General features: G+C 71.4%; 22 protein-coding genes and 1 riboswitch. Of the genes, 12 read left to right on the top strand and 10 right to left on the bottom strand.

The annotated features are described in order from the left end of the window. Positions 1-250: 250 nt before the first annotated feature. Both SSNG_RS19200 and SSNG_RS19205 read left to right on the top strand, forming a co-directional pair. A complete protein-coding gene (locus SSNG_RS19200; protein WP_007265534.1) occupies positions 251-781 on the top strand; it encodes a heme-binding protein in 531 nt (176 codons plus the stop codon). A 29-nt stretch (positions 782-810) separates the two neighbouring features. After that, positions 811-2214 (top strand): M1 family metallopeptidase, encoded by a 1404-nt coding sequence (locus SSNG_RS19205; RefSeq protein ID WP_007265535.1) that lies wholly within the window; start codon positions 811-813, stop codon positions 2212-2214. 109 nt (positions 2215-2323) lie between these two features. Here SSNG_RS19205 and SSNG_RS19210 read toward each other — a convergent pair whose 3' ends face one another. After that, positions 2324-2899: a TerD family protein gene (locus SSNG_RS19210; RefSeq protein ID WP_007265536.1), complete on the bottom strand. Its 576-nt coding sequence runs from the start codon at positions 2897-2899 to the stop codon at positions 2324-2326. A gap of 144 nt (positions 2900-3043) precedes the next feature. Between SSNG_RS19210 and arfB the strand changes: the two genes are divergently transcribed. Then, the gene (arfB, locus tag SSNG_RS19215) at positions 3044-3469 is read left to right on the top strand and encodes an alternative ribosome rescue aminoacyl-tRNA hydrolase ArfB (protein WP_007265537.1); all 426 of its coding nucleotides are present in this window, start codon (positions 3044-3046) and stop codon (positions 3467-3469) included. A 28-nt stretch (positions 3470-3497) separates the two neighbouring features. On the opposite strand, the gene SSNG_RS19220 is transcribed toward arfB, so the two are convergent. Next, positions 3498-4070, bottom strand: coding sequence for a flavin reductase family protein (locus SSNG_RS19220; protein ID WP_007265538.1), 573 nt, complete (start codon positions 4068-4070; stop codon positions 3498-3500). A 303-nt stretch (positions 4071-4373) separates the two neighbouring features. On the opposite strand from SSNG_RS19220, the gene cdgB reads away from it, so the two are divergent. Continuing rightward, entirely contained in the window at positions 4374-6128 is a 1755-nt protein-coding gene (gene cdgB / locus SSNG_RS19225) for a diguanylate cyclase CdgB (protein WP_007265539.1), read from the top strand. Between the two features lie 68 nt (positions 6129-6196). Continuing rightward, the gene (locus SSNG_RS19230) at positions 6197-7225 is read left to right on the top strand and encodes a CBM35 domain-containing protein (RefSeq protein ID WP_007265540.1); all 1029 of its coding nucleotides are present in this window, start codon (positions 6197-6199) and stop codon (positions 7223-7225) included. Positions 7226-7322: 97 nt separating this feature from the next. On the opposite strand, the gene SSNG_RS19235 is transcribed toward SSNG_RS19230, so the two are convergent. From SSNG_RS19235 to SSNG_RS19245, 3 genes are all read right to left on the bottom strand, one after another. Next, positions 7323-8249 (bottom strand): 1-phosphofructokinase family hexose kinase, encoded by a 927-nt coding sequence (locus tag SSNG_RS19235; RefSeq protein ID WP_007265541.1) that lies wholly within the window; start codon positions 8247-8249, stop codon positions 7323-7325. Positions 8250-8352: 103 nt separating this feature from the next. Next, on the bottom strand, positions 8353-9504 hold the full coding sequence (nagA, locus tag SSNG_RS19240) for an N-acetylglucosamine-6-phosphate deacetylase (protein WP_007265542.1): 1152 nt from the start codon (positions 9502-9504) through the stop codon (positions 8353-8355). Further along, entirely contained in the window at positions 9504-10436 is a 933-nt protein-coding gene (locus tag SSNG_RS19245; RefSeq protein ID WP_042801379.1) for an ROK family protein, read from the bottom strand. The genes nagA and SSNG_RS19245 overlap by 1 nt, the downstream gene beginning before the upstream one ends. Before the next feature lie 210 nt (positions 10437-10646). Here SSNG_RS19245 and SSNG_RS19250 point away from each other — a divergent pair, with 210 nt between their 5' ends. From SSNG_RS19250 to otsB, 3 genes are read left to right on the top strand one after another with little or no spacing between them, the layout of a single operon-like run. Then, positions 10647-11951: an extracellular solute-binding protein gene (locus SSNG_RS19250; protein ID WP_042801381.1), complete on the top strand. Its 1305-nt coding sequence runs from the start codon at positions 10647-10649 to the stop codon at positions 11949-11951. Between the two features lie 56 nt (positions 11952-12007). Beyond that, entirely contained in the window at positions 12008-12298 is a 291-nt protein-coding gene (locus SSNG_RS19255) for a DUF3263 domain-containing protein (RefSeq protein WP_007265545.1), read from the top strand. Between the two features lie 55 nt (positions 12299-12353). Beyond that, on the top strand, positions 12354-13211 hold the full coding sequence (gene otsB, locus SSNG_RS19260; RefSeq protein WP_007265546.1) for a trehalose-phosphatase: 858 nt from the start codon (positions 12354-12356) through the stop codon (positions 13209-13211). A gap of 617 nt (positions 13212-13828) precedes the next feature. Here otsB and SSNG_RS19265 read toward each other — a convergent pair. The 4 genes from SSNG_RS19265 to SSNG_RS19280 all read right to left on the bottom strand — a co-directional run bounded on the left by SSNG_RS19265 (position 13829) and on the right by SSNG_RS19280 (position 17626). Then, on the bottom strand, positions 13829-14242 hold the full coding sequence (locus SSNG_RS19265) for a DNA-binding protein (protein WP_042801383.1): 414 nt from the start codon (positions 14240-14242) through the stop codon (positions 13829-13831). Then, entirely contained in the window at positions 14224-14508 is a 285-nt protein-coding gene (locus SSNG_RS19270; RefSeq protein WP_007265548.1) for a hypothetical protein, read from the bottom strand. The genes SSNG_RS19265 and SSNG_RS19270 overlap by 19 nt, the downstream gene beginning before the upstream one ends. 641 nt (positions 14509-15149) lie before the next feature. Further along, complete coding sequence (locus tag SSNG_RS19275) at positions 15150-16619, bottom strand: trehalose-6-phosphate synthase (protein ID WP_042801385.1); 1470 nt, start codon at positions 16617-16619, stop codon at positions 15150-15152. 56 nt (positions 16620-16675) lie between these two features. Beyond that, positions 16676-17626: a glucosyl-3-phosphoglycerate synthase gene (locus SSNG_RS19280; RefSeq protein WP_042801387.1), complete on the bottom strand. Its 951-nt coding sequence runs from the start codon at positions 17624-17626 to the stop codon at positions 16676-16678. A gap of 217 nt (positions 17627-17843) precedes the next feature. Further along, a riboswitch (SAM riboswitch) is annotated at positions 17844-17982 on the top strand. Between the two features lie 17 nt (positions 17983-17999). On the opposite strand from SSNG_RS19280, the gene thrC reads away from it, so the two are divergent. The 4 genes from thrC (at position 18000) to groL (ending at position 22167) form a co-directional block, all read left to right on the top strand. Next, positions 18000-19274, top strand: a complete 1275-nt coding sequence (thrC, locus tag SSNG_RS19285; protein WP_007265552.1) for a threonine synthase — start codon at positions 18000-18002, stop codon at positions 19272-19274. A 43-nt stretch (positions 19275-19317) separates the two neighbouring features. Further along, positions 19318-19596 carry a MoaD/ThiS family protein gene (locus SSNG_RS19290; protein WP_007265553.1) on the top strand — a complete coding sequence of 93 codons (279 nt, stop codon included), beginning with the start codon at positions 19318-19320 and terminating at the stop codon, positions 19594-19596. A 405-nt stretch (positions 19597-20001) separates the two neighbouring features. Further along, a complete protein-coding gene (locus SSNG_RS19295) occupies positions 20002-20211 on the top strand; it encodes a cold-shock protein (protein WP_007265554.1) in 210 nt (69 codons plus the stop codon). A gap of 336 nt (positions 20212-20547) precedes the next feature. Then, positions 20548-22167 (top strand): chaperonin GroEL, encoded by a 1620-nt coding sequence (gene groL / locus SSNG_RS19300; protein ID WP_007265555.1) that lies wholly within the window; start codon positions 20548-20550, stop codon positions 22165-22167. An 88-nt stretch (positions 22168-22255) separates the two neighbouring features. On the opposite strand, the gene SSNG_RS19305 is transcribed toward groL, so the two are convergent. Beyond that, complete coding sequence (locus tag SSNG_RS19305) at positions 22256-22837, bottom strand: Uma2 family endonuclease (protein ID WP_007265556.1); 582 nt, start codon at positions 22835-22837, stop codon at positions 22256-22258. Positions 22838-22894 lie beyond the last annotated feature (57 nt).

A 22894-nucleotide genomic window follows, 5' to 3' on the forward strand; every position in this document is an offset into this window, starting at 1 on the left:
ATATATATATATATATATATATATATATATATATATATACCCCGAGAACGGTGGAAGGGCGGGTGGGGGACCGCCCCGCGCAGCGGTCCCGTCCAGCCAAACGGGCGGCCAGCCCCGCCGCATCGGCCGATCGGATGACCCCCGCGTCAACCGGTGCGGTCCGCGGGGCGAGCCGGTACGGGGACGGGTCGGGGCGGGTGGCGGGGCGAGTCTTGGAGGGAGCCAAGCCGACGACCCACCAGGAGCTGACATGAACACCCGCACCCGCGTCCTCACCGGTACCGCCCTCGCCGTCGTCCTCGGCGCCGGGACCTTCGGCGCCGTCAGCGCCAGCGCCACCCCCGCCGCGCCGGCCAAGAAGGACTCGGACAAGAACTTCACCACCTCCACGCACCTCACCATCGGTGCCGCCACCCGCGCCGCGCAGGCCGCGCTGGAGGCCGCGGAGAAGGAGAACCAGAAGGTCACCGTGGCCGTCGTCGACCGCAACGGCAACACGATCGTCACCCTCCGCGGCGACGGTGCGGGCCCGCAGTCCTACGAGTCGGCGCAGCGCAAGGCCTTCACCGCCGTGTCCTGGAACGCCCCGACCTCGGTCCTCGTGGGCCGCCTCGCGCAGGCCCCGAACCTGAAGGACATCCCCGGCACGCTCTTCCTCGGCGGCGGCGCCCCCGTGCAGGCGAACGGCGCCCCGGTCGCCGGCATCGGCGTGGCCGGCGCCCCGAGCGGCGACCTGGACGAGAAGTTCGCCAAGGCCGGCGTGGAGTCCCTGCAGAAGTGAGTTCCGGCTCCGCTCCTTAGGATCGGGGCGTGGAACTCAAGCGCCTGGCCGTCCCCGCCGTCACCGCCCTGCTCGTCCTCGCGACGGGATGTACGGGTGCGACGGTGCAGGGGCGGCCCGGTGCGTCCGGGCTGCGGGACCCGTTCTTCCCGCGGGCGGGCAACGGCGGCTACCAGGTCGAGCACTACGGGCTGGACCTCGCCTACGATCCCGCCGACGGGCGGCTGCACGGCACGGCCGTCATCACCGCCCGCGCCGAGCAGGGGCTCAGCTCCTTCAACCTCGACCTGAGCGGGCTGAAGGTCGAGGGCGTGGACGTGCAGGGCGCGGCGGCGCGGTTCAACCGGACGGGCAACGAGCTGACGGTGCGCCCGGCCAGGGACCTGAAGAAGGGCGAGGTCTTCCGTACGACGGTGGACTACACCGGGCGGCCGAAGCCGGTCGTCGATCCCGACGGGTCGCACGAGGGCTGGATCACCACCGACGACGGTGCGGTCGCCGTCGGCGAGCCGGTCGGGTCGATGGGCTGGTTCCCGGGCAACCACCACCCGAGCGACAAGGCCGCGTACGACGTGACGGTCACCGTCCCGGACGGCTACGAGGCCGTGTCCAACGGGCAGCTGCGCTCCCGCCGGGAGGTGGGGGACGGCCGGACCGAGTTCGCGTGGCACAGCCCGGAGCCGATGGCGAGCTACCTGGCGACCGTGGCCGTCGGAAAGTTCAAGGTGACCGCGGGGCGGACCCCGTCGGGGGTCGCGGTGTACGACGCGGTCGCTCCCGGCGAGGCGGCGGGCAGCGAGGCGGCGCTGAAGCGGCTGCCGGAGATCGTGGAGTGGGGCAGCGGGAAGTTCGGCCCGTACCCCTTCGGCACCGCCGGTTCGATCGTGATGCCGGCGCGGACCCTCGCGTACGCGCTGGAGACGCAGACCAAGCCCGTCTACTCGGGCGCGCCCGACGAGGAGCTCGTGCTGCACGAGCTGGCCCACCAGTGGTTCGGGAACTCGGTCTCGCCGAAGACCTGGAAGGACATGTGGCTCAACGAGGGCTTCGCCACGTACGCCGAGTGGTTGTGGTCCGAGGACCACGGCGGGGTGAGCGCGCAGCGGCGTTTCGAGGCGTTCCTGGCGGGTGACGCCTCGGTCGACGACCAGGCCGGCGGGGACTGGGCGGCGTTCCCGCCCGCCGCGCCGCCCGGCGCCGAACACGTCTCGGACGCGCCCGTGTACTACCGGGGTGCGATGGTCCTGCACCGGATCCGGCAGGAGGTGGGGGACGAGAAGTTCTTCGACCTGGTGCGCGGCTGGGTCGCCGACCACCGGTACGGGAACGCGAGCACCGCGGACTTCACGGCGTACGCGGAGCGGCGCACGGGCCACGACCTGAAGAAGGTGTGGGACGTGTGGCTGTACGGGGAGGGGCGCCCCAAGGTGTAGGCCCCCCGGGCGGTGCGCGGCGGCGTCGGCGACGTGGCGGCGTCGGTGACGTGGCGAAGCCCCCTCCCGGCGTGGCCGGGCAGGGGGCTTCGGCCCGGTGGGACACGGGTCAGACGTTGACGCCGAAGTCCTGGGCGATGCCGACGAGGCCGGAGGCGTAGCCCTGGCCGACGGCGCGGAACTTCCACTCGGCGCCGTTGCGGTAGAGCTCGCCGAAGACCATGGCGGTCTCGGTGGCCGCGTCCTCGGAGAGGTCGTAGCGGGCGATCTCGGCGCCGCCGGCCTGGTTCACGACGCGGATGTAGGCGTTGCGGACCTGGCCGAAGTTCTGGCTGCGGTTCTCGGCGTCGTAGATCGAGACCGGGAAGACGATCTTGTCGACGTCGGCGGGCAGGCCCGCGAGGTTGACGTTGATGGCCTCGTCGTCGCCCGCGCCCGCACCCGTGCGGTTGTCGCCGGTGTGGACGATGGTCTGGTCCGGGGTGGACTTGTTGTTGAAGAAGACGAAGTGGCCGTCGGAGACGACCTTGCCCGTCGCGTTGACCGCGATGGCCGAGGCGTCGAGGTCGAAGTCGACACCGGTCGTCGTGCGCACGTCCCAGCCGAGGCCGACCGTGACGGCGCTGAGGCCCGGGGCCTCCTTCGAGAGCGAGACGTTGCCGCCCTTGGACAGGCTTACTGCCATTTTGACTGGTGTCCTTCCTCGACGCTTGACCGCGATGTGGGGTCAAGTTACCGCTGCCCTTCATAACGCGGCGAGGGGGCGCGGAGGTTCCAGGACGCGGAAATGCGGGTGACGGCGGCGCGGGCGGGGGCCGATCATAGGGCCATGCCTGGTCCCCATGTCATCCGCGGTTCCGTCGTGCTCCCCGAGGCGGAGCTCGCCTGGCGGTTCTCGCGTTCCTCCGGGCCGGGCGGGCAGCACGTCAACACCTCGGACTCGCGCGTGGAGCTGCTGTTCGACCTGGCGGCGACCAAGGCGCTGCCGGACGTGTGGAAGGAGCGGGCGCTGGAACGGCTCGCGTCGCGCCTGGTGGACGGGGTGGTGACGGTACGGGCCTCCGAGCACCGCTCGCAGTTCCGCAACCGGGAGATGGCGCTGGTCCGGCTGGCCTCGCTGCTGGCGGAGGCCACGGCCCCGCCGCCGAAGCCGCGCCGGGCGACGAAGATCCCCCGCGGCATCAACGAGCGGCGCCTGCGGGAGAAGAAGGCCCGCGGCGAGACCAAGCGGAACCGCAGCTCGCGCGACTGGTAGCCCCCCGGGCCCGGGTCGCGGACGCCCCCTACGGCGCCAGGTGGCGGTAGCGGCCGCGGAAGTACGTCAGCGGCGGCGCGTCCGGGACCGGCAGGCCGGCGCCGAGGACGCGGCCGATGACGAGGGTGTGGTCGCCCGCGGTGACGCGGGACTCGGTGCGGCACTCCAGGGTGGCGAGCGAGCCGGTCAGCAGGGGTGCGCCGGACAGGGCGCCGCGTAGGCACGGCAGTCCCTCGAACAGCAGCCGGTCGCTGATCCGGCCCTTCATCGAGAACCGGCCGGCCACCTGGAGCTGGTTGTCCGCGAGGAGGGAGACCGCCCACAGCGGCTGCTCGGCGAGCAGGTCGTCCATCCGGGACCCCTCGCGCACGCTGACCAGGACGAGCGGCGGGTCCAGGGAGACCGACATGAACGCGGTGGCGGTCATGCCGACGTCCTCTCCGCGCGGGCCGTCGGCGGTCAGGGGCGGCTCGTGCGCGGTGATCAGGCACACGCCCGCCGCCAGCCGGGACATGGCGGCCCGGAACTCGTCGTTGCTCACCCCCTCAGGATGGGGGGTGGTGAGCACGGGGGCCGGGTGTACGGGGGTCGTCTTGGGCACGTACCGAACGCTAGTCCCGCCCCCGTGCGGCGCACATCGGCCCCTGGTCCGAGCCGTGTCCCCGCCCCGCGGCCTAGGCCGGGCGTATCGTTTGCTTCCGGGAAGGAGGGGGAGCGCTCCCACTCCGTACACCTCTCTCGGCGCGGCCCTTCTTCATCTCATGTGACTTGAGTCACAGAGGGCAAGATTTGTTGACCCTGTGTACCTGCCGCACAGCTCACTGTGATTCAGTGGACGGGACACCGCAACGAAACGCCGATGACAAACCTGGAGTTGCTGTCGAGGTCTCGGGGAGAGCGAGCAATGGAGACCGAGTCGGAGCCGTACGTCCGTCTTGCGACCCTGCGGCAGCTGCACCAGGTGGTGGCCGAGCTCAACACGGCCCGGAGCCTGGCGGACACCCTGCAGACCGTCGTGGACGGCATCGTCAGGGGCCTCGGCTACGAACTCGCCTGCGTCAACCTCGTACGCCCCGACGGCGACCTCGTCGTGGCCGCCTTCGCAGGTGACCCCGCCGCCGAGGCCCTGATCACCGGCCGCGTCGGCTCCCGCCCCGCCTGGGAACGCCGGCTGACCATGGGCGAGGACTGGGACGGCCTGCGCTTCATCCCGCACACCGAGGGCTGGGTCCTGATGGAGGACGACGTCCCCCAGTGGCACACCGACGGGCCCGATCCGCGCTTCCAGGACGAGTGGCACCCCGAGGACCGGCTCTACGCCCCCATGTATGCGACCGGCGGGGAACTTCTGGGTGTCATTTCGGTGGACAGACCGCGCAACGGCCGCCGTCCCGGCGCCTGGGGGCGCGAAGCGCTCCAGATGTACGCCTTCCAGGCCGCCATTGCGATCAGCAACGCGAGGCTGCGCGCGAACATGCAGCGGGCCCTCGTCCGGCTGGAGCGCGAGCAGCAGGCGCTGCGGGCGAGTGAAGAGTCGTTCCGGCAGGCCTTCGAGTACGCGCCCAGCGGCATGGCCATCGCCGAGATGGGCGGCGACCAGCACGGCCGGCTGCTGCGCACCAACGACGCCCTGTGCCGCCTGCTGAGCCGGCCCGCCTCCGTGCTGCGCCGCTACTCCTTCTCCGACCTCGTCCACCCCGAGGACATCGGCACCCTGCTGCGCACCTCCGCCGAGGGCGGCCGCGCCGAGCTGCGCCTCGGGCGGCGCGACGGCACGTACGTGTGGGTCTCGCTGCGCAACTCCGTCGTCGCCGACGCCGCCGACGGCCCCCGCTTCCTCCTCACCCACGTCGAGGACATCGAGGAGCGCAAGCGGCACGAGCTCCAGCTCGCGCACCGCGCCAGCCACGACTCCCTCACCGGCCTCCCCAACAGCGCCGAACTGCGCTCCCGGCTCGGCGCCCGCCTCTGTCGCCGCCCCCAGTCCGTACGGGCCGGCGCGGTCGAGGCGCTGGACGCGGCGTACGAGGGCCGCCCCGAGGCCGGTGGTGCCGGCGAGCACGGCTTTCCACCCGAGGGGCAGCACCCCGGGCAGTACCACGCCTACGACGGCGGCTTCCCCGCCGCCACCGCCGCCGGGCAGGCGGCCGACGCCTTCGACTTCCCCGGCGCCTTCCCCGGTGCCTTCCCGGCCGGCCCGGACGGTCCGTACGACCACCACGTGCACACCGTGGCGCCCGCCACCGACGTCGACGACGGCACGAAGGGGCTCGCCGTCCTCTTCTGCGACCTCGACGGCTTCAAGTCGATCAACGACCGGTTCGGGCACCACACCGGCGACGCCGTCCTCATCGAGGTCGCCCGCCGCCTGACGACCTGCGTCAGGGACGGTGACACGGTCGCCCGGCTGGGTGGTGACGAGTTCGTCGTCCTCGCCGACGGCCTGGGCGCCGCCGACGCCGCCGACCTCGCCGTACGACTGCGCAACGCGATCATCCCGCCGATCCGCGTCGACGGCCGCGCGGTCCGCGTGGGCGCGAGTTTCGGCATCGGCTGGGCCAGCTGCGGGATGTCCGCGGACGAGGTGCTGCGCTCCGCCGACCAGCGGATGTACATCGAGAAGAGGTCCCGTTCCAAGGCGCACCGGCGGGCCGGCTGAGTCCGAGGGCCGCCCGTGTGCGCACGTGTTCGGGGTAGGCTCCCGTGGGTCGAAAGGAGTGACCTGCGATGACGACGCCCGCGAACAACGGCCCGCACGGTGGGGCCAACCAGCCCGGGGACGATGACCCGTTCGGCTACCTCTACGCGGACGGCCAGGCCGCCGGAGCCACCCCGCCCGGTCAGGGCGGCGGATACGGCTACCCCGGCCCGACGGCCGGCGGACCGCCCGGCGCGCAGCCCGGCGTCCCCCGGACCTCGTACAACCAGGTGCGCACGGTCGGCGAGCGGACGTACGGCGGCCAGCGCGGCGCCGTCCCGCAGCAGCAGCCCCCGCAGGCCTACCAGGCCCAGTACCAGGCCCCCGAAGCCCTCCAGGCGGGCGGCTACGGCGTCCCGCAGCAGCCGTCCGCGCAGACCGCGCACGGCCGGCCCGCGCCGCCCCGTCGCGGCGGCCGCGGCGGCGGCTCCAGCCGCCGGGGCCTGCTGATCGCGGCGGTCGCGGTGGTGGCGGCCGTCGGCATCGGCATCGGCGCGGCCGTGGTCTTCGGCAAGGACAAGGACAAGGACGCGAAGAACCAGGCGACCGGCCCGACCCAGGCGGCGCAGCCGTCGAAGAAGTCCGAGCCCGATGCGAGTGCTTCCCCGGAGCCCTCCAAGGCCCCGCTGCCCAAGGGCGAGGCCGCCGGCGCCGGCATGGCCCTCACCGGCGGGGCGACGCTGCAGACCAGCGTCGCCGGGTCCAAGAGCGCGGGCGGCCAGTACGTCGGCAACTTCAACCAGACGGGCGCCGCCCTGACCTGGACGGCCGAGCTGCCCGAAGCCGGCGACTACACGCTGAACGTCAACTACGCGGTGCCGGGCAAGGACGCGAAGGTCACGCTGACGGTCAACGGGCAGACGCCCACGCAGTCCCTGAACCTGGCCAACTTCTCCAAGGCCGAGGCGGGCGCCTGGGACAAGGGCTGGACCCGGACCTACGCCTTCGTGACCCTCAAGAAGGGCACGAACACGATGAAGATCTCGTGTGAGGCCGGCAACCAGTGCGACGCCATATTCGATCAGCTGCGCCTCACCTCCGGCTGGGCCAGGGGCTGACGGCCGGCCGGCGACGGACAGCGCGAGGGACAGCGCGACGGACACCGCGAGGGGGAGACGCACCGGGTGCGTCTCCCCCTCGGTCGTTTCCGCGCGCCTACGGGGCCGGGACCGGCACGGCCCTGATCTGCGGGGCGATCTCCTCGTACGTGCGCGGGTCGAAGTCCCCCGCCGTCGGGGCGTGCACGGTGGCCGCGGAGAGGGCCACCGCACGGACCAGGCGCTCGGGCCAGTCCAGACCCCGGGTCAGGGCGGAGAGCAGGCCCGCGACGGCGGAGTCGCCCGCACCGGTGGGGTTCCCGCGCAGCGGGCGGGGCGGGGCCGCCTCCCAGGTGCCGTCGGGGGTGGCGGCGAGCAGCCCGGCGGGGCCCAGGGAGGTCACCACCGCCTGGGCGCCGCGGCGGCGGGCGTCACGGGTCGCGGGGAACGGGTCGCGGGCGCCGGTCAGTTCCGCCAGTTCGGCCGCGTTCGGCTTGATGATGTCCGGCCGGGCGGCGACCCCGCGGCGCAGGGCCTCGCCGCTGGTGTCGAGCAGCACGGGCAGCCCGGCCGCGCGGGCCGCCCGCACGAGGGCCGCGTACGCGCCGACCGGCACGCCCGGGGGCAGGCTGCCGCACAGGGCCACCGCGCGGGCGCCGGTGAGGAGTTCGGCGTACCGCTCCAGGAAGGCGGCCCATTCGGCCGCGGAGATCAGCGGGCCGGGCTCGTTGAACTGGGTGGTGTCGCCCGTGCTCTCGTCGACGACGGCCAGGGTGCGCCGGGTGGTGCCCGCGCAGGGGACGAGGGCGTCGGTCACCCCGGGTGCGCCGGCGAGGAGTTCGCGTACGGTCTGCCCGGTGGGGCCGCCGGCGAAGCCCGTCGCCGTGACCTCCTCGCCGAGCGCGCCGAGCACCCGGGCCACGTTCAGGCCCTTGCCGCCGGCGCGTTCGGTGACACCGGTGACCCGGTGGGAGGTGTGCGGCAGCATGCGCGGCACCCGGTGGGTGACGTCGAGCGCGGTGTTGAGCGTCACGGTGAGGATCATGGCCAGCCCCGGTCTTGGTGTGTGCCGGGATCATGCCAAATCGAGGGCGGCCATCCCAGTCCCGTGGGCGGGCCGCCCCCTTTGCGTCGTATGAAAGGCCGGTTCAGTCCAGCGGGCTGACGATCCATTCGCCGCGCCGCATGACGCCCTTGACGTCGAACGCGGCGTCGAGGACCACCAGGTCGGCGTACTTGCCGGGCTCCAGCGAGCCGACCTCGTCGTAGAGGCCGAGCAGCTTGGCCGGGTTGGCAGAGATCGCCTGCACCACGGACTCGACGGGCAGCCGGTCCACCGTCACCGACCGCTTGAACGCGGTGTCCAGGGTCAGCGTCGAGCCCGCGATGGAACCGCCCTCGACGAGCCGGGCGACACCGTCCTTGACCTCCACCTCCAGCGGGCCGAGGTGGTAGGTGCCGTCGCCGAATCCGGCCGCGTCCATGGCGTCGGTGATCAGCGCGACGCGGTGCGCGCCCGCGTGGTGGAAGGCCAGCTCCAGCATCGCCGGGTGCAGGTGGGTGCCGTCGTTGATCAGCTCGACGGTGACCCGCTCGTCCTCCAGCAGCGCCGCGATCGGGCCGGGAGCGCGGTGCTCCAGGCCGGGCATGGCGTTGTACAGGTGGGTGGCGACGGTCGCGCCGGCGTCGATGGCCTGGCGGGTCTGGTCGTACGTGGAGTCGGTGTGGCCGATCGCGGCGATGACCCCGTGCTCGGCCAGCAGCCGTACGGAGTCCAGGCCGCCGGGGAGTTCGGTGGCGAGGGTGACCATGCGGGCGGCGCCGTGCGCGGCGTCGACGAGCTTGCGGACCTCGGCCGGGTCGGGGTCGCGCAGCAGGTCGGCCTTGTGGGCGCCCTTGCGGCAGGGGTTGATGAAGGGGCCCTCGAAGTGGATGCCGGCGATCTCGCCCTGCTGGGTGAGTTCGGCGAGCAGCCCGGCCCGGCGGGCCAGTTCGTCCAGGTCGCCGGTGACGGTGGAGGCGACGAGGGTGGTGGTGCCGTGCTCGCGGTGGGTGCGTACGCCCGTGAGGACCTCCTCGGCGGTGCCGGAGGTGAAGGAGGCGCCGCCGCCGCCGTGGTTGTGCATGTCCACGAAGCCGGGGACGACCCAGTGCCCGGACAGGTCGACGACCGCGGCGTCCTCGGGGGCGCTGCCCGCGACACGGGCGCCCTCGACGATGACGCGGCCGCCCGCCACGATCCCGGTGGGCAGCACCACCCTCGCGCCGGAGAGAACGGTGCTCTGTGCGCTTCCGGACATCAGGCAGGTACCTCCGTGGCGAGTAGGTCCCAGGCGAGCAGCCCTGCGCCCAGGCATCCGGCGGTGTCCCCGAGGGCAGCCGGAACGATCTCGGGCAGCCGCTGGAACGTCACGCGCTCCTCGACGGCCGCCCTCAGTGGTGTGAACAAGGTTTCCCCCGCCTCGGCGAGCCCGCCACCGATGATCAGCGTGCTCGGGTCCAGCAGGGTGATCGCGGTGACCAGGCCGTCGGCGAGGGCGCCGATGGCGGCCAGCCAGACCTCGCGGGCGGCCGCGTCGCCGGACTCGACGGCCTTGGCGCAGTCGGCGGCGTCGGCGTCGGGGTCGCCGGACGCGGTGGCCCAGGCGCGGCTGACGGCGGAGGCGGAGGCGAGGGTCTCCAGGCAGCCGTGCTGGCCACAGCCGCAGGCGGGGCCGCCGGGGCGGACCACGATGTGCCCGATCTCGCCCGCGTAGCCGTGGGCGCCGGCCTCGATGCGGCCGGCGATGCCGATGGCTCCGGCGATGCCGGTGCCGAGCGGGACGAAGAGGAAGCGTTCCGCGCCGAGGCCCGCGCCGATGCGGCCCTCGGCGAGCCCGCCCGTGCGGACGTCGTGGCCGAGGGCGACGGGGATCCCGCCGAGGCGGGCGGTGAGCAGGTCGCGCATGGGTACGTCCCGCCAGCCCAGGTTCGCCGCGTACACGGCGGTGCCGCGCTCGGCGTCGACGATGCCGGGGACGGCGACGCCGGCGGCCGAGGCGGGTGTGCCGAAGCGTTCCCGGCCGAGGTCGAGGAGCTCGGCGGCGAAGTCCAGGATCGTCTCGACGACGGCGTCGGGGCCCCGCTCGCGGCCGGTGGCGCGGCGTGCCTCGTGCAGCAGGGTCCCGTCCGCCCCGATCAGGGCGGCCTTGATCCCGGTGCCGCCCACATCGAGGGCGATGACGTGTTTCACGGGTTTCACAGCAGACAGTCTCGCGTGCTCGGCGGGGAAAGGTCTAGTCCATTGGAGGGGATTGTTGACCGGCCATACAAATCCGGACCGCCCAAGTGACACAGTCCGGAAACAGTCCGCGGCGGACCCCCTTCCGGATGTGGAGGAGCCGCCAAAGTGGTGTAGACCTTACGTCGGATCGTACGTACAACCTGGGGTGGATCAAGAACTGTGAAGGGCCGTTACCTGAGGCCGGCCGCGACCGGCGCCGCACTGTGCCTGGCCGTGGCGACGCTGGCGGGCTGTGGAACCGTGTCCGGCCTCACCGGGGACAACGAGGTGACCCTGCGGGTCGTGGCGGCCGACTACGGGGACAATCCGCAGAACTCCTCCGCCGGCTACTGGAAGAACCTCGCCACCTCCTTCGAGAAGGACAACCCCGGCGTCCACGTCGAGGTCAGCGTCTACTCCTGGTCGGAGGTCGACGCCAAGGTCGCCGCGATGGTCAAGGCCGGCAAGGCCCCCGACATCGCCCAGATCGGCGCCTACGCCGACTACGCCGAAGCCGGCAAGCTCTACACCGCCGACGAACTGCTCTCCGTCACCACCGAGGCCGACTTCCTCGCCCCCCTCGCCGACGCGGGCAAGGTCAAGCGGGTCCAGTACGGGATGCCGTTCGTCGCCAGCACCCGGCTGCTCTTCTACAACACCAAGCTCCTCGGCGACGCCGGCGTCATCCCCAAGGACGGCAGCACCCCCTGGCAGCCCAAGAGCTGGGCGGACATCGAGGCCGCCGCCAAGAAGCTCAAGGCCGCCAACGTCCCCACCCCCTTCGCACTGCCCCTCGGCCGCGAAGAGGCCCAGGCCGAGACGATGATGTGGCTGCTCGCGGGCGGCGGCGGCTACACCGACAACGAGGAGGCGTACTCGATCGACTCCGCGGAGAACGTCAAGTCGCTGGAGTTCCTCCGCGACAAGATGGTCGGCCAGCAGCTCACCGGCCCCGTCGAACCGGCCAAGCTCGACCGCCAGGCCGCCTTCGACGCCTTCACGCGCGGCGAGGTCGGCATGCTCAACGGCCACCCCACCCTGCTGAAGCAGGCCGCCGGCAAGGGCGTGAAGTTCGGCATGGTCGCCATGCCCACCATCGACGGCACCGACCACTCCACCATGGGCGTCGCCGACTGGGTCATGGCCTTCAAGAACGGCCACAAGAAGGAGTCCGGGAAGTTCCTGGACCACCTCTTCTCCGCGAAGAACGTGACCACCTTCACCAACCAGTACGACCTCCTGCCCGTCACCACCAGCGGCTACCGGGCCATGGCCGGCAGCACCGGCGGCTCGGCCGCACAGCTGAGGACCTTCCTCACGGCCCTCCCCAGCGCCCGGCTCTACCCCGTCGGCAAGAAGTCCTGGGCCGGGGTCAGCGAGGACGTCAAGCAGAACATCGGCAAGACCGTCGCACCGGGCGGACAGCCCGCGAAGGTCCTGGAGGAGATCGCCGTCGCCGCGCGCAAGGCGGACGGGGAACGCTGACCCGTCCCGTCGGGCCGGCCGGGGGCGCTGTCGGTGGGCGGCGTTAATCTGGCCGTATGACGGACGGCGGGCAGGCGGGTGACACGGGTGACACGGGCGGCGCGGCGGCGGACGCGACCCCCGGGCCGCTGACCCCCGCCGAGGCCGCCGTACTCGCCTACGAAGGCCACAGCTGGCCCGGCCCCGGCGCCAAGGAACGCGCGATACGCGAGGCCCTCGGCCTCACCCCGGTCAGCTACTACCAGCTCCTCAACGCCCTCATGGACGACCCCCGCGCCCTCGCCCACGCCCCCGGCACCGTCAACCGCCTCCGCCGCATCCGCGCGGCGCAGCGGGCCCGGCGGTAGAGCGGCCCTGGGGAACCCTGGGCGGCGTGCGGGCCACGCCGGTAGGGTCGTCCGTATGGGGAGCCAGCCGCATGATCCGCAGCCGATGCCCGTGCCCGCCACCGCAGCCGGACGCGAGGGACTAGAAGCCCTCCTCCGCGCACCCCGCAGAGCCGTCATCGCCCTCGACTTCGACGGCACCCTCGCCGAGATCGTCCCCGACCCCGACCAGGCCCGCGCCCACCCGGACGCCGTACCGGCCCTGGCCGAGCTCGCCCCCCAGGTCGACGCCGTCGCCGTCGTCACCGGCCGCCCGGCCGGCGTCGCCGTACGCCACGGCGGCTTCGCCGGGATACCCGGACTGGAGCACCTCGTCGTCCTCGGCCACTACGGAGCCGAGCGCTGGGACGCCGTCACCGGCATCGTCCGCGCCCCCGCCGAACACCCCGGCGTCGCCGCCGTACGGGCCGAGCTGCCGGGCTTCCTCGACGCCATCGGCGCGTGGCGCGGGACCTGGATCGAGGAGAAGGGCCAGGCCCTCGCCGTCCACACCCGCCGCGCCGAAGACCCGGCGGCGGCCTTCGACGCCCTCCGCGAACCCCTCGCGGAGCTCGCCGCCCGCCACGGCCTGATGGTCGAGCCGGGCCGCGCCGTCCTGGAGCTGCGCCCGCCGGGCATGGACAAGGGCGTCGCACTGACCGAGTTCCTCAACGAACGCGGCGCCGAAGCCGTCCTGTACGCGGGCGACGACCTGGGCGACCTCGCGGCGTACTCGGCGGTCGAGAAGCGCCGGGCCGACGGCCTCCCGGGCCTCCTGGTCTGCAGCGGCTCGGCGGAAGTCCCCGAACTCGCGGCCCGAGCCGACCTGGTCCTCCCGGGCCCGGCAGCGGTATCGGCGTTCCTGGCCCAGCTGGCGGGGGCACTGCGGGGCTGACGCTTCGGGCCGGCTGTCTGCCCCGCGAGGGGCGGGGGTTGGGCGGTGTTTGCCCACCCGCCCCCTTGTCTGCGGGGCGGGGGCCGGGGGGGGCGGTACCCCCTCGGACGGTCTCAGGGAGGGTTGGGGGTTTCCCGTCAGTCCCATCGTCCTTCCGGTTCGGGCCGGTCCCTCAAGGGCGCTCCTTCGTCGCGTCGCTACGCGATCGCCTTCGGCGACCCTTGACCGACCGACCCGAACCGGAAAGCCGAAAGACTGCCGGGAAACCCCCAAAGAAACGGCACGGTCCAGAGGAGCAGGGACGGGCGTCTCAGCGCTGAGGCGAGGGACCGGGGGCCGGCCCGCCGGGCATCCGGGCCCCCAAGAGACGAGATTCCGAGCCGGGGCGCGACTACCCGCACGAGAAGGCGAACAGAGCAGCCCAGGAAGCCCCCAGACGCGACAGATCGCTACGCGCTCCTCCCGTCTCAGCGTCCGACGACCGCCTGTGGCCGCTACCCGCACCAAAAGGCGAACAGGGCAGCCCAGGTGTCCGGCAGGCGCAGCAGATCGCTACGCGCTCCTCACATCTCGGCGGCCGGCGACCGTCCGGGGCTGAGGACCGTGCGGGCGGGCTGTCAGGTACCGATGATGTGCACGCGATCGCCGCAGAGCTTCGTCATGTCGTCGACATCAGAGGTGAGAAGGGCAACAGGACGCGGTTGTCGCAAGGCGGCCTCCGCCACAGCCGCATCGATCGCGTACTTGTGGCCGTGAAGGCCCGCCTCCATCAGCAGGACGGAAGCAGCCCTGGCTTCCTCTTCTCCGACCGGGATCACGCGGACACCGGAGAGGATCCAGTTCAGTCGAGTCTTGTTGGTGCGTCCGTGCACTGCCTCGCTGATCGTCAACGCGCTGATCACGACTTCCATGCCGCGACTGCGCGCTTCGGCGATGAGAGACACAACGGGCTCATCGTCGTTCAGCAGCTTGGACAGCCCCTCGCAGTCCAGAACGAGAGTGCCCTCGCGGCTCAGCTTGCGGCGGGCCATTCCTTGCCCTCCGCGAAGATCTCATCGAAGACCTGACGGGCTGCGTGCTGGGATTCGGCTGAGAGGGGGCCGCGCCGCTGCTCGTAGTCGGCCAGGTACTCGTCAAGGATCTGCCCGCGCAGCTCACGCTCCACGGCCGCCGTCACGAAAGCCGAGAACTCGCGCTTGCCCACGCGCGCGCGAATCGCCTCTGCCGTCCCCTCGGGGAGTGAGAGGCTCACCCGGGCGGCTGGTCCCTCGCCGATTCCGTACGTCGTCTCAGACACCCTTCCAAAGTATCAAAGATGTAGGAATTGGTCCTGGTATGCGATCCCACGGCCGTCACCAACGTCGAACCCGCCCCTGACCAGCCCCGGACGGTCGCCGGCCGCCGAGATGAGAGGAGCGCGTAGCGATCTGTCGCGCCTGTGCACCTCCTGGGCTGCCCTGTTCGCCCTCTGGTGCGGGTAGCGGCCACAGGCGGTCGTCGGGACGCTGAGACGGGAGGAGCGCGTAGCGATCTGTCGCGTCTGGGGGCTGCCTGGGCTGCTCTATCGCCCTCTCGTGCGGGTAGTCGCGCACAGGCTCCGGATCTCGACTCTTGAGGGGCCGGATGCCCGGCCGGCCAAGCCCCGGCCCCTCGTCTCATCGCTGAGACGCCCGTCCCTCCACCATGGACCGTGCCGTTTCTTTGGGGGTTTCCCGGCAGTCTTTCGGCTTTCCGGTTCGGGTCGGTCGGTCAAGGGTCGCCGAAGGCGATCGCGTAGCGACGCGACGAAGGAGCGCCCTTGAGGGACCGGCCCGAACCGGAAGGACGATGGGACTGACGGGAAGCCCCCAACCTGCTCTGAGACCGCCCGAGGGAATACCGCTCCCCGACGTCCCGCCCCGCAGACAAGGAGGCGGGTGGGCAAACACCGCCCCGCCCCTACCCCCGCAGGGCCTCCAGCTGGGCTGTGAACCAGGCCGCCGGGGGGAGGGCCGTGGCGGATGCCGCCAGGCGCTTCGTGCGTTCCGCGCGTTCCGCTTCCGGCATGGTCAGGGCCTCGTGGAGGGCTTCGGCCGTCGCGGTGACGTCGTACGGGTTGACCGTCAGGGCGTTCGCGCGGAGTTCCTCGTACGCTCCCGCCCCGGTGGACAGGACCAGGGCGCAGCCCGCCTCGGAGACGACCGGGATCTCCTTCGCGACGAGGTTCATGCCGTCCCGGACCGGGTTGATCAGGGCCACGTCCGCGAGCCGGTACGCCGCCAGGGAGCGGGCGAAGTCGTCCTGGACGGAGACCATGACCGGCTGCCAGTCGTCCGTGCCGAACTCCGCGTTGATCTCCTCGGCCAGTCGGCGCACCGACTCGGTGTAGTCCCGGTACACCTTCAGGTCCTGCCGGGAGGGGTAGGCGGAGGCCAGGTGGACGACGCGGCCGCGCCATTCGGGGTGCGTGGCCAGGAGCTCGCGGTAGGCGAGCAGGCCGCGCAGGATGTTCTTCGACAGTTCGGTGCGGTCGACGCGGACGATCGTCTTGCGGTCGCCGACCTCGGCCCGGAGCGCGGCGAGCTTGTCGTCGACCTCCGGCCGGTGGGCCAGTGCCCGCAGGTCGTCCCCGTCGACCCCGAGGGGGTAGGCGGTCACCGTGGTGAACCGCTTCTCGCCGTACCCGCCGTCCGCCGTCAACCTGCGGTGGTGGACCCCCGGGGCGCTGTTCCGGGGGATGGACGATTCCGCGATACCGCGCTCGTCGTCGGTGGTCGCGCCGCTGACGAAGTTGATCGCCCAGAGCTCGGTGTGGAAGCCCAGCCGGTCCGCCCCCAGCATCCCCCACACCAGCTCGCTGCGGATGTCGTCCGGGAGCATCTCCAGGAACTCCCGCGACGCCCACGGCGTGTGCGTGAAGTGCGCGATCCGCAGGTCCGGCCGCAGTTCCCGCAGCTGCCCCGGGACCAGGGCGAGGTGGTAGTCCTGGACGAGGACGCAGGCGCCCTCGGCGGCCTCCTCGGCCAGGGCTTCGGCGAAGGCCCGGTTGTAGGCGGTGTACGAGTCCCAGCGCCGCCGGAACTCCGCGTCGAAGACGGGCTCGCGGGGGACGTCGTACAGGTGGTGGTGGGTGAACCAGAGCACGGAGTTCGCGATGCCGTTGTACGCGTCGTCGTACACCGCCGGGTCGATGTCCAGCATCCGGACGCCCGGCTCGGCGACGCCCCGGCGGACCGCCTCGCGGTCGGCGTCGGACAGGGCCGCGCAGATCCACAGGGCCTCGGGCTGGGCCGAGAGTGCCGCGGACAGGCCGGAGACGAGGCCGCCGCCGCCGCGGCGGGCGCTGAGGGTGCCGTCGGTGTCGAGGGCGTACGAGAGCGGGCCGCGGTTGGCGGCGACGAGTACCTGGGGAGCCACGGGGGAAGCCATGTCGCGAACCTAGCCCGGGGCCCGCTCGCTCAAACGTCCGGGAAATGTCCGGTTCGTCACGCCACGCGCCGACCCGCGTACTCCTCGATCTCCGCCATCGGCGGCCGCTCCTCCGTGTCCACGGCGTACGTGCGCGGCACGAACCCGTCCGGCCCCCGCTCGAACTGCGTCAGCTCCGGCCGGACGAGGTGCCCGCGCGAGAGCCGCAGCTGCGCGGTGCGGTAGATCGCGGCGGCCATCCGGCCCAGGGCCTGCCCGTCCTGGTGCCGGTGCAGCCGGACCCCCACGTCCACCTGGGCCAGCGCGTCCAGTCCGACCGTGTGCAGCGCGTCCACGAGCAGGCCCAGCTCCACCCCGTACCCGACGGGGAAGGGGAGACGTTCCAGCAGGGAGCGGCGTACGGCGTACTCGCCGCCCAGCGGCTGGACGAAGCCGGCCAGCTGGGGCCAGTGGAGGTTGAGGAGCGGGCGGGCCACCAGCTCCGTGACGCGGCCGCCCTGCCCCGGCGTGTCGCCGAGGGGGCGGTCGTACATGGCCTTGACGAACTGCACCTGCGGGTCGGTGAGCAGCGGCCCGACGATCCCGGAGACGAAGGCGGAGTCGAAGTCCCGCAGGTCGGCGTCGACGAAGCAGACGACGTCGCCGGTGGTGGCCAGCAGGGAGCGCCACAGCACCTCGCCCTTGCCGGGCAGGGCCGGGATGCGGGGCAGGATCGAGTCGCGGTGCACGACGCGGGCGCCGGCCTTGGCCGCGACCTCGGCCGTGCGGTCGGTGGAGCCGGAGTCGACGACCACCAGCTCGTCCACCAGGGGGACGGGCGGGGCCTCGATCAGGTCGCGCCGGATGATCTCGACGATCTCCCCGACGGTGGCTTCCTCGTCGAGCGCGGGCAGCACCACGCTCACCGTCGTCCCGGCCGCCCGTTTCCGGTCGAGCAGCTGGTCGAGCGGTCGGTCGGCGGCGGACCAGGAGCGGTCTGCCAGCCAGCGCTCCACCTCATCCAGCACTCTCAGCACCCCTTGGGCATGTTTCGGGCTTCTCTTGGTCTCTGCGGCACTCGGCTCATTTGGGCCGAATTGTGATCCATCTCGCGGTTCGGACGGCTGTCTCAACCGCCCGTCCCTTCGGTTACAGTCTTGAACAACGCGAGAGACCACCGCATGCCGGGGGTCCCGCGCACAAACGCACCGGCGCGCCGCAGAGCGCGTGTGTCCGGTGCCATACCGCTCATCCAGAGGGGCAGAGGGACACGGCCCGTTGAAGCCCCGGCAACCCTCCAGTCGGTTCTCGCCAGCGCGAGGCCCCGGCTAGGGAAGGTGCCAATTCCGTCTCATGGCGAAGTGCGCCATGGGGAAGATGAGGAGAAAGGGCCTCGCCATCATGGCTGCACAGACTGTCGCCACCTCTGTCGACCTCGGACCCGCCACCGGACTTTCCTGTCGCGAGTGCGGTACCCGCTTCGAGCTCGGCCCCATCTTCGCCTGCGTCGAGTGCTTCGGCCCCCTGGAAGTCGCCTACGAGCTGCCGCTCGGCGACCCGGAGGCCCTGCGCGCCGCGATCGAGGCCGGTCCGAACAACATCTGGCGCTACGCGCCGCTGCTGCCCGTCCCGGTGGACGTGGCCTCCAAGCCGAGCCTGAACCCCGGATTCACCAAGCTGGTGGACGCCGAGAACCTGGCCAAGGAGCTGGGCGTCACCGGCAAGCTCTACGTCAAGGACGACTCCGGCAACCCGACGCACTCCTTCAAGGACCGCGTCGTGGCCATCGCCGTCGAGGCCGCCCGCGCCTTCGGCTTCACCACCCTGTCCTGCTCCTCCACGGGCAACCTGGCCGGTGCCGTCGGCGCCGCGGCCGCCCGTGCGGGCTTCCGGTCCTGCGTGTTCATCCCGCACGACCTGGAGCAGGGCAAGGTCGTCATGGCCGGTGTCTACGGCGGCGACCTGGTCGGCATCGAGGGCAACTACGACGACGTCAACCGCTTCTGCTCCGAGCTCATCGGCGACCCGCTGGGCGAGGGCTGGGGCTTCGTCAACGTCAACCTGCGCCCCTACTACGGCGAGGGCTCCAAGACGCTGGCGTACGAGATCTGCGAGCAGCTCGGCTGGCAGCTGCCCGACCAGATCGTCATCCCGATCGCGTCAGGCTCCCAGCTGACGAAGATCGACAAGGGTCTCCAGGAGCTGGTCAAGCTCGGTCTCGTCGAGGACAAGCCCTACAAGATCTTCGGCGCCCAGGCCGAGGGCTGCTCCCCGGTGTCCACCGCCTTCAAGGCCGGCCACGACGTGGTGCGCCCGCAGAAGCCGAACACCATCGCCAAGTCCCTGGCCATCGGCAACCCGGCGGACGGCCCGTACGTCCTGGACATCGCGCGGCGCACCGGCGGCTACGTCGAGGACGTCAACGACGAGCAGGTCGTCGAGGCCATCAAGATCCTGGCGCGCACCGAGGGCATCTTCGCCGAGACCGCGGGCGGCGTGACCGTCGGCGTGACGAAGAAGCTGATCGAGAACGGGCAGCTCGACCCGGCGCTGACCACCGTGGTCCTGAACACCGGTGACGGCCTCAAGACCCTGGAGGCGGTGGCCGCGGACAGCGGCCAGACCGCCACCATCCGCCCGAGCCTGGACGCGTTCCGCGCCGCCGGCCTGGCCTGACCCTTCCCCCCTGACCTGACACATCCGGAAAGGCGGTAGCGCCATGAGCGTCAACGTCCGCATCCCCACCATCCTGCGCACCTACACCGGCGGCGCCGCCGAGGTCCCGGCCGAGGGTGCGACCCTCGCCGAGGTCATCGAGTCCCTGGAGAAGAACCACCCGGGCATCGCCGCGCGCGTCCTGGACGACCAGGGCAAGCTGCGCCGCTTCGTGAACGTCTACGTCAACGACGACGACGTGCGCTTCGAGGGCGGGCTGCAGGCGGCGACGCCGGACGGCGCCGGCGTCTCGATCATCCCGGCCGTCGCCGGCGGCTGCTGATTCGCGGTTCCGTCCGCGGCTGACGCGTTCAGATCAGAATTGCCCCCTCCGCTAAAAGCGGAGGGGGCAATTCTGCTTGATTGGGCGCGGTAGAGTTGGGGCAGTCCCCTCCGCTGTTCTTGCCCGCCGCATATGAGCGGGTCGACGGATGGTTGACATTGAGTCAACATGAGCGTGCCTTTTGGGCCTTTGGTGCCGCTTGTCTGGCCCGAGTTGCCCTGGAATATGCCAGCTTTTCACCCTATTTTCAGGTTTCCGTGTGTCCAGATTTCTCGTCGGATTGACCTGTTGCTGACAGCACCGGTGCGGATACATTCAGCCGCGGTCGAGGCGTTCCGGCGCAAGTTCTGACCCGGGACCGCGAAGTGCGGTCCCGCGCAAGGGCCAGTAATAGGGGAGTTAGGCATGGCTCAGGGCACCGTCAAGTGGTTCAACGCGGAGAAGGGCTACGGCTTCATCGCGGTCGACGGTGGTGCGGATGTGTTCGTCCACTACAGCGCCATCCAGATGGACGGGTACCGCACCCTTGAAGAGGGTCAGCGGGTCGAGTTCGAGATCTCGCAGGGCCAGAAGGGTCCGCAGGCGGACATGGTCAAGCTCGCGCCGGCCGGCTGAGTCGGAGCGAACGCGATCGGCCACCGACGCACGCACAGATGCTTGAGGGGCCCACATCCCGGACAGGGATGTGGGCCCCTCCTGCGTGTCGCCCCGCGTCAGCCCCGCGTCACGGCCACGCCGCCCGCGTGTTGCCCGAAGCCGCTTGCACTCGTGGGGGTCGAGTGCTAATCATTGGCGTTAGCACTCTCCAGGTGAGAGTGCTACTAAAACGAGGACCGGGCCGGTGAGGCCCGCAGGGTCCGGCGGGACGGAACCGCCGGATCCGCAGGCCGTCCGTCGCGGGCGCGGGCGCGGTCCGGAGCAATCCACCCCTGTCCGGGAGGACCACTTCACATGGCCAAGATCATTGCGTTCAACGAGGAGGCCCGGCGCGGTCTCGAGCGTGGCATGAACCAGCTCGCCGACGCCGTCAAGGTCACCCTTGGCCCCAAGGGTCGCAACGTCGTCCTTGAGAAGAAGTGGGGCGCGCCCACGATCACCAACGACGGTGTCTCCATCGCCAAGGAGATCGAGCTCGAGGACCCGTACGAGAAGATCGGCGCCGAGCTGGTCAAGGAAGTCGCCAAGAAGACGGACGACGTCGCCGGTGACGGTACGACCACCGCGACCGTCCTCGCCCAGGCGCTCGTCCGCGAGGGCCTGCGCAACGTCGCCGCCGGCGCCAACCCGATGGCCCTCAAGCGTGGTATCGAGAAGGCCGTCGAGGCCGTCTCCGCCGCCCTGCTGGCCCAGGCCAAGGACGTCGAGACCAAGGAGCAGATCGCTTCCACGGCCTCCATCTCCGCCGCCGACACCCAGATCGGCGAGCTCATCGCCGAGGCCATGGACAAGGTCGGCAAGGAAGGCGTCATCACCGTCGAGGAGTCCCAGACCTTCGGTCTGGAGCTGGAGCTCACCGAGGGCATGCGCTTCGACAAGGGCTACATCTCGGCGTACTTCGCCACCGACATGGAGCGTATGGAGGCGTCCCTCGACGACCCGTACATCCTGATCGTCAACTCCAAGATCGGCTCGGTCAAGGACCTGCTGCCGCTCCTGGAGAAGGTCATGCAGTCCGGCAAGCCGCTGCTGATCATCGCCGAGGACGTCGAGGGCGAGGCCCTGTCGACCCTGGTCGTCAACAAGATCCGCGGCACCTTCAAGTCCGTCGCCGTCAAGGCCCCGGGCTTCGGCGACCGCCGCAAGGCCATGCTCGGCGACATCGCCATCCTCACGGGCGGCACGGTCATCTCCGAGGAGGTCGGCCTCAAGCTGGAGAACGCCGGTCTCGACCTGCTCGGCCGCGCCCGCAAGGTCGTCATCACCAAGGACGAGACCACCATCGTCGACGGTGCCGGTGACAGCGACCAGGTCCAGGGCCGCGTCAACCAGATCCGCGCCGAGATCGAGAACTCCGACTCGGACTACGACCGCGAGAAGCTCCAGGAGCGCCTCGCGAAGCTGGCCGGCGGCGTGGCCGTCATCAAGGCCGGTGCCGCGACCGAGGTCGAGCTCAAGGAGCGCAAGCACCGCATCGAGGACGCCGTCCGCAACGCGAAGGCGGCCGTCGAGGAGGGCATCGTCGCCGGCGGTGGCGTGGCCCTGCTGCAGGCCTCCTCGGTCTTCGAGAAGCTGGAGCTCACCGGTGACGAGGCGACCGGCGCCAACGCCGTGAAGCTCGCGCTGGAGGCCCCGCTGAAGCAGATCGCCGTCAACGGTGGTCTCGAGGGCGGCGTCGTCGTGGAGAAGGTGCGCAACCTGGCCGTCGGCCACGGTCTGAACGCCGCCACCGGCGAGTACGTCGACATGATCGCCGAGGGCATCATCGACCCGGCGAAGGTCACGCGTTCCGCGCTGCAGAACGCCGCGTCCATCGCCGCGCTCTTCCTGACCACCGAGGCCGTCATCGCCGACAAGCCGGAGAAGGCCGCCGCCGCTCCGGGCGGCATGCCGGGCGGTGACATGGACTTCTGATCGGCCCCTGGCTGATCGGCTGTTCTCGAACGAGGGCGGCACCCCTTCCCGACGGAGGGGGTGCCGCCCTCGGGCGTTGTCCGGGGGCTCAGTTCGCGTAGTCCTTGAGCTTCTCGGTGTCCAGCGTGATCCGCACGGGAGCGGGCAGGGTGACCGCTTCCCCGTAGGCGTACGACACGGTCTGCCGGTACATGCCGTCCTGGGGGTCGCTGTGGACGGTGAGCATGTCCTGATCCCGGTCGACGAGGAGGTACACCGGGATGTCCGCCTGGGCGTACGCGGCGCGTTTCTCGTCCCGGTCGCGCTGGTCGGCGTCGGGGTCGAAGGACGTGACCTCCACGACCATCAGTGTCCCGGCGGGATCCGCCCACTCGCCCTCTTGGGCGGCGTAGTGGTCGTACGGCGCGAGCGCGCCGTCCGCGCGGGCCCGTCCGGTGCGGTAGCTCTCCACCTTCAGCCCCTGTTCGGGGTAGAGGGCGAGCTCCGGGCGCTGCTGCATGCACTGGCGCAGCAGCCACATGACGATGGCGCCGTGGCGCTGATCGGGCAACGGCTTGACTCCGAGCTTTCCGTTGACGAATTCGAGCGTGACCGTCTCGGGTGCGCGGCGGGCCAGCGTCTCGAAGTCCGTCAGGGTCATCTGGGCGTGCGCGGCGGTGCTGGGGGTCATGGGGTCGCCTCCTCGACTCCATGGTGCCCGTGTTCGGCGCCGGTGGAGCGGCGGACT

This window comes from Streptomyces sp. C, assembly GCF_000158895.1.
Lineage (GTDB): Bacteria > Actinomycetota > Actinomycetes > Streptomycetales > Streptomycetaceae > Streptomyces > Streptomyces racemochromogenes.